The organism is Amycolatopsis lurida, from assembly GCF_900105055.1.
GTDB classification, from domain to species: domain Bacteria; phylum Actinomycetota; class Actinomycetes; order Mycobacteriales; family Pseudonocardiaceae; genus Amycolatopsis; species Amycolatopsis lurida.
Map to the genome: position 1 here is coordinate 6,882,582 of NZ_FNTA01000004.1, position 14,625 is coordinate 6,897,206.

Genomic DNA, 14,625 nt, shown 5'->3' on the forward strand with positions numbered 1-14,625 from the left:
CACTCGGACATGGCGGCCAAGTACCTTCAGCTGCAGGTGCGTTCGCCCGGCGGCGAGCGCACCGTCCGAGTGTCCAATCCGGACAAGGTCTATTTCCCGGACCTCGGCGCGACGAAGCTCGAACTGATCGAGTACTTCGTCGCGGTCGGGGCCGGGCTGCTGACCGCGACGCTGCACCGCCCGACCACCCTCGAACGGTGGCCGGGCGGTGTGCAGCCCGAGTCCAAACTCACCGAATGGAACGGCGCGCGCGGTTCGGCGTTCTTCCAGAAGCGGCTTCCCAAAGGCGCACCGGACTGGGTCCGGACGGTCCGGGTCCCGGTGAACGACGACATCGTCCTCGACGAGGTCTGCCCGACCGAACTGGCGGTGCTGGTGTGGGGAGCGAACCTCGGCACGCTGACCTTCCACACGTGGCCCGTCCGTGAAGGCGATCTCGGCCGCCCGGACCGGCTCCAGATCGACCTGGATCCCGGCCCCGGACGCACGTTCGCCGACATCGTCCTGGTGGCTCAGGAGCTGCGTGCGCTGCTGGCGGAGTTCGGGATGACCGCCGGCCCCAAGACCTCCGGCAAGGGCGGCCTGCACGTCCTGGTGCCGATCGCGCCGAAGTGGTCCTTCGCCGACGTCCGCCGGGCCGCGATCGCGCTGGGCCGGGAACTCGTCCGGCGCAGGCCCGAGCTGGTCACCATGGAGTGGTTCAAGAAGAACCGCGGTTCGCGCGTGTACTTCGACTACAACCAGGTCGCCGCGACGGTCGGTTCGGCGTACTCGGTGCGCCCCACCGCACGCGGCCTCGTGTCCGCCCCGCTGACCTGGGACGAGCTGGCCGACGCCGAGCCTGCCGATTTCGACATCCGCACCATGCCCGTCCGCTTCGCCGCCGTGGGGGACCTGCACGCGTGGCTGGACGACGCGGGCCACGATCTGACGCCGCTGCTGGAGCAGGCCGAGCGCGACGAGCGCGCCGGCCTTCCCGACCTGCGCTGAACCGCGGCTTTCCTCGGCAGGTCAGGAGACGCCGCCTTCGCGTGCGCGGACGACCATGGATCTGGAGACAGCCCGTAGCACCAGCAGGCGAACGATCACTTCCATCAGGAGGCACGATGCAGGACGTCATCAGGACAATCGACACCTGTCGGGTGTGTGGCGCCGATGACTGGCTCGAGGTCTATTCGTTCGGTTCGCACCCGTTGGCGAACGGTTTCCTCGAGCCGACGGACCCGCTCCCCGAAGAACCCGCCTTCCCGTTGGACGTCGTGGTGTGCCGGGACTGCCGGCTGATGTCGATCCGGCACGAGGTCCGGCCGGACGTGATGTTCAGCGACTACGTCTACGTGACCTCGGAGTCCGCGCTGATCGCCGGGCACATGGAGCGGATCGTCGACTGGGCGCACGAGCGCGCCGGCCTCACCGAGGGCGACCTGGTCGTCGAGCTGGGCAGCAACATCGGCACCCAGCTGACCTACTTCCAGCGCCGCGGGCTGCGGGTGTTCGGCGTGGACCCGGCCCGCAACCTGATCGAGATCGCCAACGAGAACGGTGTCCCGTCGCGTGCCGCGTTCTTCGGCCGCGAATCGGCGGCGCGGGTCGCGGCCGAGCACGGCAAGGCGAAGTTCGTGCTGGGCAGGCAGTGTTTCGCGCACATCCCGGACGTGCACGACGTCCTCGACGGGGTGACGTCGGTGATCGCCGACGACGGCGTCCTCGCCATCGAGGTGCCCTACCTGGTGGATCTGCTGGCGGAGAACCAGTTCGACACGATCTTCCACGAGCACTTCTCGTACTATTCGGTGTCCACTTTGGACCGGCTGTTCACCTCGCACGGTCTCCGGCTCGTCGACGTCCAGCGGGCACCGGTGCACGGCGGGTCGATCATCGTCTTCGCCACGCCCCAGGACAGCCCGGTGGCCACGCGGGACACCGTCGGGGCGATCCTCGGGCACGAGCGCGCGCTCGGGCTGCACAGCGACCGGCCGTACCTGGAGTTCGCGGCGAACACCGCGTCGGTGATCGACCACATCCGCGACTTCGTACGCGGCCTGGTCGCCATGGGCAAGCGGGTCGCGGGCTACGGCGCGCCGTCGAAGGGCTGCGCGCTGCTGCAGTTCTGCGGGCTCACCGCGGCGGAGATCGAGTTCGTCACCGACACCACCAAGGGCAAGCAGGGCAAGCTCACCCCGGGTACGCACATCCCGGTGTGCTCGCCGGAGGAGGCCAAGGACACGCCTCCGGACTACTACCTGCTGCTGGCGTGGAACTACGCCGACGAGATCATCGCGAACGAGCACGAGTTCCTGGACGCGGGCGGGCGGTTCGTGGTCCCGATCCCGTCGCCTCGCGTGGTTTCGAGCCGGTGGCGGGACGCCGCCGCGGCCTGAGCCGGACCCGCCGATGCCCCGTCGCTCCCGCGACGGGGCATCGTGCTTTCCGTACTTCGCGTGATTGAAGCCGTAACTCACGTGATCAGAGCCGTAACTCGAGAGTTACGCCTTCAATCACGCGAGTTACGGCTCTGAGCAAGCGAGTTACGGTTTCGAGCCCGCCTACGGTCAGGGGCGCGGCACGGGAAGCCGGCTCGATCGCCGCTGCCGCGGCACCTCCACCAGCGTCCCCTCCCGCCTCGCGAACCACGTCGCGAGCGGAGCGGCCATCGCGGTCGAGATGAGCGCCATCAGCACCAGCATCGTGAACAGCGTGGGGGACAGGACACCGAGCTGGAGCCCGACGTTCAGCACCACGAGCTCGGTCAGGCCGCGGCAGTTCATCAGGGTGCCGATCTGCAGCGAACGGTTCCAGGTCTCGCCGACGCTGCGGGCCGCGATCGCGGCACCGCCGAGTTTGCCGACCACGGCCACGAACACGATCGCGGCGCACCACAGCCACAGCCCGCCGTCGGCCAGCAGGCCGATGTCGGTCCGCAAACCGCTGTAGGCGAAGAAAAGCGGCAGCAGGACGGCGGCGGTCAGCCCGCCGGTGTTCTGGCGCAGCCACGATTCCGCCGCGTTGTCGCGCGGAAAGACGAGGCCGAACATGAAGGCACCGAACATCGCGTGCACGCCGATCCATTCGGTCGACATCGCGCACAGCAGCACACCGACGAGCGCGAGCGGGGCCAGTTTGCGCAGGGCGCTCTCGGAGGTGCGCCGCGCGAGCCGTTCCAGCAGCGGCCGGGCCACCAGGAGCAGGAACGCGATGAACACCGCCGCCAGCACCAGCGTCACCACGACACCGGTCATCGACGACGCCGTCACGAGGGCGACGACGACCGCGAGCAGCGTCCACGCCGTGACGTCGTCCACCACCGCGCAGGTCAGCGCGACGACGCCCACCTCGGTACGGAGGAGCCCGACGTCCTGGAGGATCCGGACCAGCACCGGCAGCGCGGTCACGCTCAGCGAGACACCGAAGAACAGCGCGAACGCGAGGAACCCGATGCCTTCCGGCGCGAACCGCGTGTAGGCGAAGACCGCGAGCGCGACGCCGAGCAGGAAGGGCACGGCGATGCTGACGTGGCTGACCACCACCGCGAGATGGCCTTTGCCGCGCAGCAGCCGGGTGTTGAGTTCGAGGCCGGTGAGGAACACGAACAGCACGACCCCCACCTGGGCGAGGGCGTTCAGTTCCGGCAGCACCGAGGGCGGGAACAGCGCCGCCGCGCCTTCCGGCCAGGCGGCACCGAGCGCGGACGGGCCGAGCAGGATGCCCGCCGCGATCTCCCCGATGACCGGCGGCTGGCCGATCCGCTGCAGGAGCGCCCCCACGAGCTTGCAGGCCGCCACCACGACCGCGATCGCGAGCAGGAGGTGCGCGAGAGGGTGCCCGGCGACGGTCTCCACCGCGGTCGTGGCAGTGCCTCCGCCGTCGCCGCCGACGAGCAGGCCGACCGTCAGCAGCACCGGCGCGACGACCAGCAGGCCGTAGACGGCGATCGCGCGGCCGCGCCGCGTTCGTGTGCTCGGTTGCTCGGACATTCCCATCACTCCCTCATCGTGTGCGCCGCGGGACGATCGGTCAGGCCGCGCGGCCGAGCGGCTCACGCGCCAGATCCACCAGAACCCGCACGGTGTCCGCTGTGGACGGTTGGGCGGCGATCTCGGTGGCCACGTCCGCCGCGGCGCGCGCGTACCCGGGCCGGGCGAGCACCTCGCCGGTGCGGGCGGCCACGGAGGCGGGGGTCACCTCGTCCGGCAGCAGGCGCAGCCCGGCGCCCGCTCGCACCACGGCTTCCGTGTTGTCGAACTGGTCGTCGAAGACGGGCAGCATCACCTGCGGCCGTCCGGTGGCGAGCGCGGTGAGCGTGGTGCCCTGTCCGCCGTGGTGGATCACCGCGTCGCAGGCGCCGAGCGATTGGGACAGCGGCAGCCAGCCGAAGTGCCGCACGGCGTCCGGCAGGGCGGGCCAGCGGGCCGCCACGGTTTCGGAGACGGCGACCACGAGTTCGACGTCCAGTTCGGCCAGCGCGAGCAGGACCGGATGCCAGGCCGACACGACGTCCTCGCCGATGCGGGGGACGACGGTGCCGAGCGTCATGCAGACGCGGGGCCTGGTGCGGCGTTCGAGCGCCCAGCCGGGGACGAGCGCGTCACCGTTGTACGACTCGTGGCGCACGCTGAGGTGCCCGCCGGCGTAGGGCAGCCGCAGCCCGGGCGGCCACGGGTTGAGCGAGGCGCGCGGGGCGGGCAGACCGGCCAGTCCTCTGGCGGCGAGCGTGGGCCGGAGTTCGTCGGCCGCGGCGATCCGGTACTGCGGCAGTGCCGCGCGGCCCCAGTGCAATTCGACCTGGGGGATGCCGAGGGTATGCGCCGCGATCGGGCCGGCGAATTCGGCGCGCTCGCTGACGACGAGGTCAGGCCGCCAGTCGCGGAGCAGCCGCTCGGTACGGGGGAGCCGCTGGCGGGCGATCCGGCCGAAGGCCCGCCCGTTGGCGTACTCCTCGTCCTGAACCCCGCCGTGGGTCACCAGGTCGACGAAGTCCGCCGCCGGTCCGCACGAGGCGACCGGCAGCCCGGACCGGACGGCCCCGGCGGTGAAGCCGTCCGTGGTGACCATGAGGACGTCGTGTCCCGCCGCCCGGCAGGCCCAGGCGAGGGGCACCAGTGGGTAGAAGTGTCCCGGCAGGCCGATCGCGGTGAAGGCAATGCGCACATCGATCAAGGTCGCATTCGCGGTCCGGCACCCGCGTCTTGTGGGTTGCGACCCGGAACGGTCGCAAGCCCCTGGCGCGTGTCGTCCATCTGATCACGCGTGACCGCCGGAACGGTACGGAAGCCGCTGAGGGGGCCAGTGCCGCCGGAACGGCACTGACCCCCCTCATGACGTTCTACGAGGCTGTATCAGCCGTTCGCGGCGATGTCCGCGAGGACCGCGGCGATGGTGCGGACCGGGACGCCGGTGCCGCCCTTGCCGGTGTAACCCCACGGACCGGAGGTGTTGAACGACGGGCCCGCGATGTCGATGTGCACCCAGGGCAGGTCCTCGGCGACGAACTCGCGCAGGAAGATGCCCGCGGCGAGCATGCCGCCCCAGCGGTGCCCGGTGACGTTGGCCAGGTCGGCGAGGCGCGAGTCGAGGTCGGCGCGCAGCTCCTCCGGCAGCGGCATGGCCCAGCCGCCCTCACCGGTCGCCTGCGCGATGGAGGCGACGCGGTCACGGAACTCGTCCGAGCCCATGACGCCCGCGGTGCGGTTGCCCAGCGCGACGACCTGCGCGCCGGTCAGGGTCGAGGTCTCGATCAGGTAGTCGGGGTTCTCCTCGCCCGCGCGCACGATGGCGTCGGCCAGGACGAGACGGCCTTCGGCGTCGGTGTTGAGCACCTCGACGGTCTTGCCGCCGTACATGCTGAGCACGTCGCCCGGCCGGTACGAGGTGGCCGAGGGCAGGTTCTCCGCCAGCGGGATGTGCGCGACGACCTCGAGCGGGTACTTCAGCTTCGCGGCCAGCACCACGGAAGCGAGCACGGCGGCCGCGCCCGACATGTCCGAGGTCATGTGGTCCATGTTCGCGGCGGGCTTGATCGAGATGCCGCCCGAGTCGAAGGTGATGCCCTTGCCGACCAGCGCGACCTTCTTCGAGGCCTTCGCGGGCTTGTAGGCGATGCGCAGCAGGCGCGGCTGACGCGACGAACCGCCGCCGACGCCGAGGATGCCGCCGAAGCCCTTGCGCTTGAGGGCCTTCTCGTCGAGGACCTCGAAGTCGAGGTTGTCGGCCTCGGCCAGCGTCTTCGCGCGGTCGGCGAAGGAGGCCGGGAACAGGTCGTTCGGCGGGGTGTTGATCAGGTCGCGGGCGACGATGACCGACTCGGCGATCAGGCCGGCGGCCTTCAGCGTCGCCTTGTGGTCCTTGGCGGCGCCCTCTTCCGGGCTCACGAAGTCGACCTTGGCGACCGGGCCGTCGCCCTTCTCGGAGCGGTACTCGGTGAAGGAGTACGCGCCGAGCACGGTGCCTTCGACGGCGGCCTGGAGGTCGATCGCCGACAGCGTGACGAACGCGCGGTCGGTCCCGCTCAGCGCCCGCGCGGCGGCACCGGCGCCCCGGCGGACCTGCTCGGCGGTGACGCCGTTCGCGCCCGCCTTGCCGAGGCCGACGGCCAGCACGACACCGGCGGACAGCTTGCCCAGCGTCGGTACCTTGACGACCTCGTCGGCCTTGCCGGACGCGCCGAGGGTGCCGAGGACGTCGGCGAGCTTGCCGTCGAAGGCGGAATCGGCGACGGAGGAGCCGGCGGCGAGAGCCAGACCGTCCTCACCCTGCAGGGTGCCGATGACGACGACGTCGGCGCGCGTCTTGGCAAGCGCCGCTTCGGCGTTCTCGGTCAGGGCAAGCTTCGGCACGGTCACTTCTGGCTCCTCGCGCGTTCGCGGTGGTACCGGGCGGCCGCCCGGTTGGATCGTGAGCCATGCTAATGACAGGGGGACCTGGGGGAACAGCGGGGCCGACCGGGTAACTGGATGACACTGGAAGGGAGACGGCGTGCGGCTGGCTGGCGGTCTGCTCATCGCACTGGCGGCGGGCACCTCCGGAGCGGATTACTGGGTACTCGCCGCCGTCGTGGTCGCGGCCGTGCTCGCCGTCGCGGCGGAGGCGCTGCTGCCGCCGGTGGGCGATACCCGGCCCGACCGGATCGTGGGCTCCGTTTCACGCCTGGGCCTGGTCCTGGTCTTCGCGACGACGTTCGGCCAGTACGTCTTCCCGTCCGCGCCGGGAGCCGCCGCCGCGGTGTTCGCCGTCGTGGTGACCGTCGCCGATCTGGCCGGGGTCCGCCTCGGTGACCACGCCGCCCGCTGGGTCACCGGCCTGCTGCTGGCCGCGGCCGCGTCGCTGATCGCCATCTGCGTCGGGATCCCGCCGCTGGCGCAGTTCATCGCGCCGGACCCGCCGTCCGTGCCCGGGCTCGGCCTCGCGGTGCTGGTACTGCTGCCGTTCCTGCTGCCCCGCCGTCCCGGCGCGGGCCGCGCCGCCGCGGTGGGCGCCGTGGCCGTCGCGATCACCGCCGTCGCCCTCTATCAGCTGGGGCCGGTCCGGCTGGGGCTTTCGGCGACGTCGTTCCGTGAGCTCCTCGCCGCGGCCGACGCGGTGTCGCTCCTGCCGGTGCTGACGGTCATGGCCGCCGTGGCGACCGTTCCCGTCGCGGTGGACGCCTTCACCGACGGCCGCGAGCGGCTTTCCCCGGAACGTCCGAAGGCGACACTCGCTTGTGGACTGATCGTGGCCGTCGCGGCGGCCTTCGCTGGGCCGGTCGTGGCCCTCGGGCTCGCGGGAGTGGGAACGCTCGCCGAACTGGTTCTGCGGGTCCGCGCCCGTCGGTACCGTTCGAAGAGTGACCGTTCAAGGCGTGCATGATCCTCTCTGGACCCCTGGCGACACGGTCGTCGAACGCTTCCTGCGACCGGACGGCTCGATCGGCCAGCACCACCCGCTTCGCGTCATCTCCGACGACGGCACCGTGCTGCTCGGCTGGCTGCCCGCGGACACCCCGATCGTCGGCAGCAGGCTCGCCGACGGGCGGCTCCTCCGCGAGGCGCCGCTGGAGGAGCGGTTCCGGGTGCCGAGGGTGCGCGTGGCCGACCTCTGGCGCGACACCTCGACGCTGCGCCGCATCGCCGACGACGAATGGTCGTCGGTCTGGTGGTTCTTCGACGCCGCCGGCCGCTTCCTGAACTGGTACGTCAACCTCGAAGTCCCGCTGGGGCGCACGCCGTCGGGACCGGACCGCATCGACGGCATCCTCGACGTCGCCGTCGAGCCCGGTGGACGCTGGCAGTGGAAGGACGAGGACGAGGCGGAGGAGGCCGTCCTCGCCGGCCGCCTCACCGCCGGTCAGCTGGAGCGGCTGCGCGCCGAGGGCGAGCGGATCGGGGCACTCGCGGACGCCGGGCGGTTCCCCTTCGACGGGACGTGGACCGACTTCCGGCCCGACCCGGACTGGCCGGCGCCCGGCCTCCCCGAGGGGTTGCTCTAGCTCACCTGGAGGAGCAGGAGCAGCACCAGCACGACGTTGATCACCGTGAGGATGACCACCGACTTGGTGGACAGCTCGCGCGGGAACACCTTGCCGTGGATGCTCCTCCACCAGAAGATGCCGAAACCGCCGGCGACCAGGCCGAGGAACGCGCCGAAGCCGCTGTCGAGCAGGGCCCAGCCGTCCATCATCAGCACGCCGGTGCCGAAGGTGAGCAGCACGGCCGTCGCGAAGGTCTTGACGTCGGCCCCCGCGCCGGGGGCGGCGGGCTTGGCCGGGTGGGCCGGTTGGGCGGGCTGCATCTGGTTGTACGTCACGCCGCCATCCTAGGGCGAAGACCCTCCCGTGTTCGTCCTGACGGACAGATCGCGGGAGGTAAAGATATGCGGACGTCCGACTAACGTGGGTCCGACCAAGCGTTATCGTCTTAGTCATGACGACCTCGACGCAGTTCACCCACCTCCCGCACCCGAGCCCCGCGAGCCCGGAACGCGTCGCGGACGTATTGGCCGCACCCGGCTTCGGCCTGCACTTCACCGACCACATGGTGACCGTGAAGTGGAGTGCCGAGCAGGGCTGGCACGACGCCACCGTCGGGCCGTACGCGCCACTGACACTCGACCCGGCGACCTCCGTGCTGCACTACGGCCAGGCGATCTTCGAAGGTCTCAAAGCGTACCGCCAGCCGGACGGCACGATCGCGGCGTTCCGGCCCGACGCGAACGCGATCCGGTTCCGGAACTCGGCCGAGCGCCTCGCCATGCCGCAGCTGCCGGTGGAGACCTTCCTCGACTCGATCCGCGAGCTCGTCGCGGTCGACGCCCGCTGGGTCCCGACGAAGCCGGGCGAGTCGCTGTACCTGCGGCCGTTCATGATCTCCACCGAAGCCGGGCTCGGCGTCAACCGGCCCGCGAACGAGTACCTCTACGCGCTGATCGGCTCGCCCGCCGGCTCGTACTTCTCCGGCGGCGTGAAGCCGGTGAGCGTCTGGCTGTCGACCGAATACGTGCGCGCCGTCCCCGGCGGCACCGGCGAGGCGAAGTGCGCGGGCAACTACGCGGCGTCCTTCGTCGCGCAGGCACAGGCCGTGGCGAAGGGCTGCGACCAGGTCGTGTGGCTCGACGCGGTCGAGCGGCGCTGGGTCGAGGAAATGGGCGGGATGAACCTGTTCTTCGTCTTCGGCTCCGGTGACGAGGCCCGCGTCGTGACCCCGGAACTGACCGGCTCGCTGCTGCCGGGCGTGACCCGCAAGTCGCTGCTGGAGCTGGCGAAGTCGTTCGGGCACCAGGTCGAGGAGCGGCGCATCTCCACCGAAGAGTGGGAGAAGGCGGCGGCTTCGGGCGAGCTGACCGAGGTGTTCGCCTGCGGGACCGCGGCGGTCATCACGCCGGTCGGGCACGTGAAGCACGCGGGCGGCGAGTTCTCCGTCGCGGGCGGGCAGCCCGGCGAGCTGACGATGAAGCTGCGCGCCGCGCTGACCGGGATCCAGGAGGGCACCCGGCCCGCACCGGAAGGCTGGATGTACCCGCTGGGCTGAGGCTCGAAGTACGTGAAGGCCCCCTTCATTGCGCTAGACGCAATGAAGGGGGCCTTCACGTACTTGAGGGGTCGCCCGGTCGCGGCTGTTCGCGGTCGTCGTGGCCGGTGTCGCGAAAGCCACTTTCGGGACACCACACGTCCCGAAAGTGGCTTTCGCGACGTGTGCGCCAGCCTCGGACGCGCGAGGTAGCGAAGGTCTCCTTCCCTGCTCTCACGGTAGGGAAGGAGGCCTTCACGGGCTTGCTCGAGCCCGCCGCTCACGACCGCACTCACCGCCAGCAGCGGGCTCCCGTGAGGCTGAACGAAAGGGTCGTTCAGGACAAGAAACGTCCTGAACGACCCTTTCATGACATCCAGGAGGGGTCGTCAGCGTCAGGAAGGCGGAGCCTCGATCAGCGGCCCGCTCACCCCGGCCTGCTCGTGCGTGGCCATCTCCGCGAGCACCCGCGTCGCCATGAACACCAGCGGCAGCGCCGCGACCGCGCCCGTCCCCTCGCCGAGGCGCACGTCCAGGTCCAGGATCGGGTCCAGGTCGAGGTGTTCCAGCGCCAGCGCGTGCGCGGGTTCGCCGCCACGCTGGCCCGCGGCCCACCATCGCCGCGCGCCGGGGACGAGTTCCTCGGCGACCAGCGCGGCCGCGGAGGCGACCAGGCCGTCCAGGATCACCGGCGTCTTCCGGAGCGAGGCCTGCGCGAGGAAGCCCGCCATCGCCGCGATGTCGGCGCCCGCGGCGGTGCGCAGCAGGGCGACCGGGTCGGCCAGCACGGTCCGCGCGCGCCGCAGCGCGTCCCGGACCGCCGCGGCCTTGCGCATCCAGGCGTTGTCGTCGATCCCCGACCCGCGGCCGACGACGGCCACCGGCTCACTGCCGGTCAGGGCCGCGACCAGCACCGAGGCCGGCGTGCTGTTGCCGATCCCGAGGTCGCCCGCGATGAGCAGGTCGGCCCCGCCGTCGACCTCGGCGTCGGCGATCGCCCGGCCCGCGCGGACGGCGGCACGCGCCTCGTCGTCGGTCAGCGCGTCCTCGACGTCGATCGAGCCGGAGCCGCGCCGCACCTTGAACTCGCCGATCGACCGGGTCGCGGGGGCGTCGCTGTCGACGGCCATGTCGACGACCCGGACGCTCGCGCCCGCCGAAGCCGCCAGGACGTTGATGGCCGCGCCGCCGGTCAGCATGCTGCCGACGAGTTGCGCGGTGACCTCGCTCGGATAGGCCGAGACGCCCTTCGCGGCGATGCCGTGGTCCCCGGCGAACACCACGACCCGGGGCCGCGTGAACGGCCGCGGCGGAGACTGGCCCTGGCACGCCGCGACCCATACGCCCAGTTCTTCGAGCCTGCCCAGCGAACCGGCCGGTTTGATCAGTTTCGAGTGCAGGGCGATCGCCGCCGAGCGCGCGTGTTCGTCTGGCTGCTCGACTTCGGCGAATTCGAGGATTTCGTCGTCCAACGCCCTGCCCCTTCGGATCGCTTCGGTGGCCGGGCCCAACCTACCCACCCGCCTGTGTCAGAGTTGCCTGTGGCTCAGACGAAGGCCGCCGGGGTGGTGCTCGCGAGCGGAGCGGGCACCCGGGTCGGCGCCAAGCTCAACAAGGTGTACCTGCCGGTGGCGGGAAAACGGGTCGTCGCGTGGTCGCTCGACGCCTTCGCCCGCGTGCCCGGAATCGACGTGCTCGTGCTGGTCATCCGGCCGCAGGACACCGAACTCGCGCGGGAGGTGCTCGCCGCGCATCCGGGTGAGGTCGAACTCGTCCACGGCGGCGCGACGCGTCAAGGTTCGGAGCTGAACGCCTTGCGCCACTTGACTTCCCGTATCGAGAGCGGCGAGATCGACGCGGTACTGCTGCACGACGCGGCCCGTCCGCTCGTCACGCCGGACCTGATCGCGGACGTCCTCGCCGGCACGCGGCGGTACGGGGGAGCGGTGCCCGGCGTCGCGGCCGACGACATCGTGCGCGTCGACGGCGACACCGTTTCCGGTGCGCTGCCCGGGGCGATCAGGGTGCAGACACCGCAGGGTTTCCGCGCCGCTCCGTTGCTCGAAGCCTACGAAACGGCCGAGCGTGAGGGTTTCGTCGGCACGGACACCTCTTCGTGCATGGAAAGGTTCTCCGCGCTGCCGGTGCGGTGGGTTCCGGGCAGCGCGGAGAACCTCAAGATCACCTACCCGCACGACCTCGTTGTCGCCGAGCAGGTGATCGGCCGAGGTTAGGGATCTCCCTGGTCGGCCTTGGTCGGTATGGCGGGCAGGATGGTGACCGGCCGTCGTGCTTCCATCGGGATCACGCAGTCCGGATGTGGTTGCAGCAGCTGGATCGGCGCGGTGGCGTCGCCGGGCGGCGGGATGGTGAGCACCGCGCGCAGGGTCCAGTCGGCCGTCGAGTGGTACTGCCACGAGACGAGTGCCGGCTGGAAGACGTCCGTGTCGGCGAGGGTGGTGACGCGGAAGGCGCTCGCCCGTTCCTCGCCGCGCAGGATGAGGACGTCTGCGCAGGTGTCCCACTGGAAGACCGCCGCACACACCTCCGGCTCCTCCCTGGGGCCGAAGATGTAGACGACCCACCTGCGTCTTCGAAGCTCTTCGAGCAGTTCGTCGATGCTCAGATGGTTCATCGAGCCCCCCAACGGGTTTTGGGAACTCTGCGGAGAGTAACAGGTGTACTAGAGCACCGTCCAGAATGTGTACTAGTACGTAATAATGGGGTGTGAGCAGGATCCTTGGTGCTCGCCCATTGGTGTGCTAGAACGCTTGTGCGCACCGCGCGACCTTGTGAGGAGTCACCTTGCCCGCCGTCGATCGACCCGAACCGCCGTATCTCCAGATCGCGGGAAGCATTCGCGACGACATCGTTTCGGGCAGGCTCAAGGAAGGCGACGCGGTCCCGTCCGCGCGGGAGATCGCCAGGAACTGGAACGTCGCGATGGCGACGGCGATGAAGGTGCTCTCGACGCTGCGCGCCGAAGGTCTGGTCCGCGCGGTACGCGGGATCGGGACAGTGGTGCAGACCAGGGCGCTGCACCGCTCCGCGCACGATCGGACGATCTCGATCGCGCGAACCGGCAAGGTCTATCCACCGGGCCACTACGCGAAAATCCGCGAAGCAGGCCTCCTGCCCGCCCCGGACCGGGTGGCGGGCGCGCTCGGAATCGATGAAGGTACTCCGGTGATCCGTCGGCGGCGCACCACATATGCGGGCGAAGGCCGGCCGGTGTCGACGTCGGTCTCGTGGTTCGACGGCGCCGTCGCGGCGAAGGCTCCCTTGCTCTTCGAGCCGGTGCGGATCGTCGAAGGCACGGTCAAATACGTTGCGGACCGGACAGGTCGTGTTCTGGCGTCGACCCATTCTCAGCACGCCGCGGGGCTGGCGGGTGCCGAGGAGGCGGCGGAACTCGGCGTGGCCGAAGGTTCGGCGATTCTGTTGAGTCGCAACAGGTTTCTGTCCGCCGAGGGTGACGTACTCGAGTACGGCGAATCGGCGGCGTTGCCGGACCACTGGATTTTTTACGAATACGACATCGAGGACGGGGCATGAAGCACATTCACGCGGGTAAGGTCCGGGACCTTTACGAAATCGACGGCGACATTCTGCTCGTCGCCTCGGATCGCGTTTCGGTCTACGACGTCTCGCTGCCGACCCCGATCCCGGACAAGGGCGCGCTGCTGAACCAGCTTTCCGCCTGGTGGTTCGAAAAGATGGCCGACGTGGTGCCGAACCACGTCCTCTCCACGACGGACGTCCCCGCCGAATTCGCCGGGCGCGCCATGCGGTGCAAGCCGTTGAAGATGATCCAGGTCGAGTGCATCGCGCGCGGTTACCTCACCGGTCTCGGCATGCGTGAATACCGGCGCGACGGCAAGGTTTCCGGCGTTGAACTGCCCGCCGGTCTCGTCGAGGCGGACAAGCTGCCCGAGCCGATCTTCACGCCGACCACGAAGATCTCCGACACCGGCCACGACGAGTTCATGACCTTCGCCGACGTCGTGAACGAGATCGGCAAGGAGACCGCGGACCGTCTCCGCGAGCTGACGCTCGAGGTCTACACCAAGGGCGCGGAGCACGCGGCGAAGAACGGCATCATCATCGCCGACACCAAGATCGAATTCGGGTTCGACGCCGACGGTGTGCTGACGCTCGGGGACGAGGTGCTCACGTCGGACTCGTCGCGGTTCTGGCCCGCCGACGAGTACGAGCCGGGCCGGACGCAGCACGCCTTCGACAAGCAGTTCGTCCGCGACTGGTCCACGACGACCGGCTGGGACAAGACGCCGCCCGGCCCCGCCATCCCGGACGAGATCGTCGAGGCGACCCGCAAGCGCTACACCGAGGTCTACGAAAGGATCACCGGGAAGACCTGGATTCCCGGTGGTGGTCATGCCTGAACAGCAGGTCTACGACCCGTACCGGCTGATCGACGACGTCGAGGGCCTGCTGATCCAGCGGGGCCACCGGCCGGAGCGGCTCGACGGCCGCACCGGCGACCGGGTCGCCGGTGCGAGCAGGTTGCTGCGGGGCCTGGGCATCGATCCCTTGCGCGCCCCCGGTGACGCCCTCGACCTCGACGGCCAGATCGCGTACCACTCCCGCGTCCACGGCGACTGACGCAAGTAGGTGACTGATTGCGGGA

Annotated in this window: 15 protein-coding genes; 9 read left to right on the forward strand and 6 right to left on the reverse strand. The window is 70.3% G+C overall.

Features of this window, described 5'->3' with window-relative positions; translation table 11 throughout:
* Positions 1 to 9 precede the first annotated feature (9 nt).
* Complete coding sequence (locus BLW75_RS37635) at positions 10 to 990, forward strand: DNA polymerase domain-containing protein (RefSeq protein WP_091599197.1); 981 nt, start codon at positions 10 to 12, stop codon at positions 988 to 990.
* Between the two features lie 116 nt (positions 991 to 1,106).
* Positions 1,107 to 2,381 carry a class I SAM-dependent methyltransferase gene (locus BLW75_RS37640; protein WP_034321444.1) on the forward strand — a complete coding sequence of 425 codons (1,275 nt, stop codon included), beginning with the start codon at positions 1,107 to 1,109 and terminating at the stop codon, positions 2,379 to 2,381.
* 171 nt (positions 2,382 to 2,552) lie between these two features.
* On the opposite strand, the gene BLW75_RS37645 is transcribed toward BLW75_RS37640, so the two are convergent.
* The 3 genes from BLW75_RS37645 to BLW75_RS37655 form a co-directional block, all read right to left on the reverse strand.
* Positions 2,553 to 3,974, reverse strand: coding sequence for a cation:proton antiporter (locus BLW75_RS37645; protein WP_034321442.1), 1,422 nt, complete (start codon positions 3,972 to 3,974; stop codon positions 2,553 to 2,555).
* Positions 3,975 to 4,014: 40 nt separating this feature from the next.
* Positions 4,015 to 5,148, reverse strand: coding sequence for a nucleotide disphospho-sugar-binding domain-containing protein (locus BLW75_RS37650; protein WP_143055418.1), 1,134 nt, complete (start codon positions 5,146 to 5,148; stop codon positions 4,015 to 4,017).
* 188 nt (positions 5,149 to 5,336) lie between these two features.
* Entirely contained in the window at positions 5,337 to 6,839 is a 1,503-nt protein-coding gene (locus tag BLW75_RS37655; protein ID WP_034321438.1) for a leucyl aminopeptidase, read from the reverse strand.
* Positions 6,840 to 6,972: 133 nt separating this feature from the next.
* Here BLW75_RS37655 and BLW75_RS37660 point away from each other — a divergent pair, with 133 nt between their 5' ends.
* Positions 6,973 to 7,842, forward strand: a complete 870-nt coding sequence (locus tag BLW75_RS37660; RefSeq protein WP_034321435.1) for a hypothetical protein — start codon at positions 6,973 to 6,975, stop codon at positions 7,840 to 7,842.
* Positions 7,835 to 8,461: a ribonuclease FAU-1 family protein gene (locus tag BLW75_RS37665; protein ID WP_034321431.1), complete on the forward strand. Its 627-nt coding sequence runs from the start codon at positions 7,835 to 7,837 to the stop codon at positions 8,459 to 8,461. Before BLW75_RS37660 ends, BLW75_RS37665 begins: the two co-directional genes overlap by 8 nt.
* Here BLW75_RS37665 and BLW75_RS37670 read toward each other — a convergent pair.
* On the reverse strand, positions 8,458 to 8,778 hold the full coding sequence (locus BLW75_RS37670; RefSeq protein WP_034321430.1) for a hypothetical protein: 321 nt from the start codon (positions 8,776 to 8,778) through the stop codon (positions 8,458 to 8,460). The two genes, BLW75_RS37665 and BLW75_RS37670, sit on opposite strands and share 4 nt — an antisense overlap.
* A 116-nt stretch (positions 8,779 to 8,894) precedes the next feature.
* Here BLW75_RS37670 and BLW75_RS37675 point away from each other — a divergent pair, with 116 nt between their 5' ends.
* Positions 8,895 to 9,998, forward strand: a complete 1,104-nt coding sequence (locus BLW75_RS37675) for a branched-chain amino acid aminotransferase (protein WP_034321428.1) — start codon at positions 8,895 to 8,897, stop codon at positions 9,996 to 9,998.
* A 374-nt stretch (positions 9,999 to 10,372) separates the two neighbouring features.
* Here the strand turns inward: BLW75_RS37675 and cobT are convergent, their stop codons facing one another.
* The gene (gene cobT / locus BLW75_RS37680) at positions 10,373 to 11,449 is read right to left on the reverse strand and encodes a nicotinate-nucleotide--dimethylbenzimidazole phosphoribosyltransferase (RefSeq protein ID WP_034321425.1); all 1,077 of its coding nucleotides are present in this window, start codon (positions 11,447 to 11,449) and stop codon (positions 10,373 to 10,375) included.
* Between the two features lie 93 nt (positions 11,450 to 11,542).
* Here cobT and BLW75_RS37685 point away from each other — a divergent pair, with 93 nt between their 5' ends.
* Positions 11,543 to 12,211: an IspD/TarI family cytidylyltransferase gene (locus tag BLW75_RS37685; RefSeq protein WP_034321422.1), complete on the forward strand. Its 669-nt coding sequence runs from the start codon at positions 11,543 to 11,545 to the stop codon at positions 12,209 to 12,211.
* On the opposite strand, the gene BLW75_RS37690 is transcribed toward BLW75_RS37685, so the two are convergent.
* A complete protein-coding gene (locus BLW75_RS37690) occupies positions 12,208 to 12,612 on the reverse strand; it encodes a hypothetical protein (RefSeq protein ID WP_034321419.1) in 405 nt (134 codons plus the stop codon). The two genes, BLW75_RS37685 and BLW75_RS37690, sit on opposite strands and share 4 nt — an antisense overlap.
* Positions 12,613 to 12,782: 170 nt before the next feature.
* Between BLW75_RS37690 and BLW75_RS37695 the strand changes: the two genes are divergently transcribed.
* From BLW75_RS37695 to BLW75_RS37705, 3 genes are read left to right on the forward strand one after another with little or no spacing between them, the layout of a single operon-like run.
* Entirely contained in the window at positions 12,783 to 13,532 is a 750-nt protein-coding gene (locus BLW75_RS37695) for a GntR family transcriptional regulator (protein WP_034321417.1), read from the forward strand.
* Positions 13,529 to 14,380: a phosphoribosylaminoimidazolesuccinocarboxamide synthase gene (locus BLW75_RS37700; RefSeq protein ID WP_034321413.1), complete on the forward strand. Its 852-nt coding sequence runs from the start codon at positions 13,529 to 13,531 to the stop codon at positions 14,378 to 14,380. The genes BLW75_RS37695 and BLW75_RS37700 overlap by 4 nt, the downstream gene beginning before the upstream one ends.
* On the forward strand, positions 14,373 to 14,600 hold the full coding sequence (locus tag BLW75_RS37705; RefSeq protein WP_034321469.1) for a hypothetical protein: 228 nt from the start codon (positions 14,373 to 14,375) through the stop codon (positions 14,598 to 14,600). The genes BLW75_RS37700 and BLW75_RS37705 overlap by 8 nt, the downstream gene beginning before the upstream one ends.
* Positions 14,601 to 14,625 lie beyond the last annotated feature (25 nt).

Bases quoted from the DNA above. Each gene is read 5' to 3' on its own strand.
- BLW75_RS37635 (WP_091599197.1), top strand. From the start codon at position 10: ATGGCGGCCAAGTACCTTCAGCTGCAGGTGCGTTCGCCCGGCGGCGAG.
- BLW75_RS37640 (WP_034321444.1), top strand. From the start codon at position 1,107: ATGCAGGACGTCATCAGGACAATCGACACCTGTCGGGTGTGTGGCGCC.
- BLW75_RS37645 (WP_034321442.1), bottom strand. From the start codon at position 3,974: ATGTCCGAGCAACCGAGCACACGAACGCGGCGCGGCCGCGCGATCGCC.
- BLW75_RS37705 (WP_034321469.1), top strand. From the start codon at position 14,373: ATGCCTGAACAGCAGGTCTACGACCCGTACCGGCTGATCGACGACGTC.
- BLW75_RS37700 (WP_034321413.1), top strand. From the start codon at position 13,529: ATGAAGCACATTCACGCGGGTAAGGTCCGGGACCTTTACGAAATCGAC.
- BLW75_RS37690 (WP_034321419.1), bottom strand. From the start codon at position 12,612: ATGAACCATCTGAGCATCGACGAACTGCTCGAAGAGCTTCGAAGACGC.
- BLW75_RS37675 (WP_034321428.1), top strand. From the start codon at position 8,895: ATGACGACCTCGACGCAGTTCACCCACCTCCCGCACCCGAGCCCCGCG.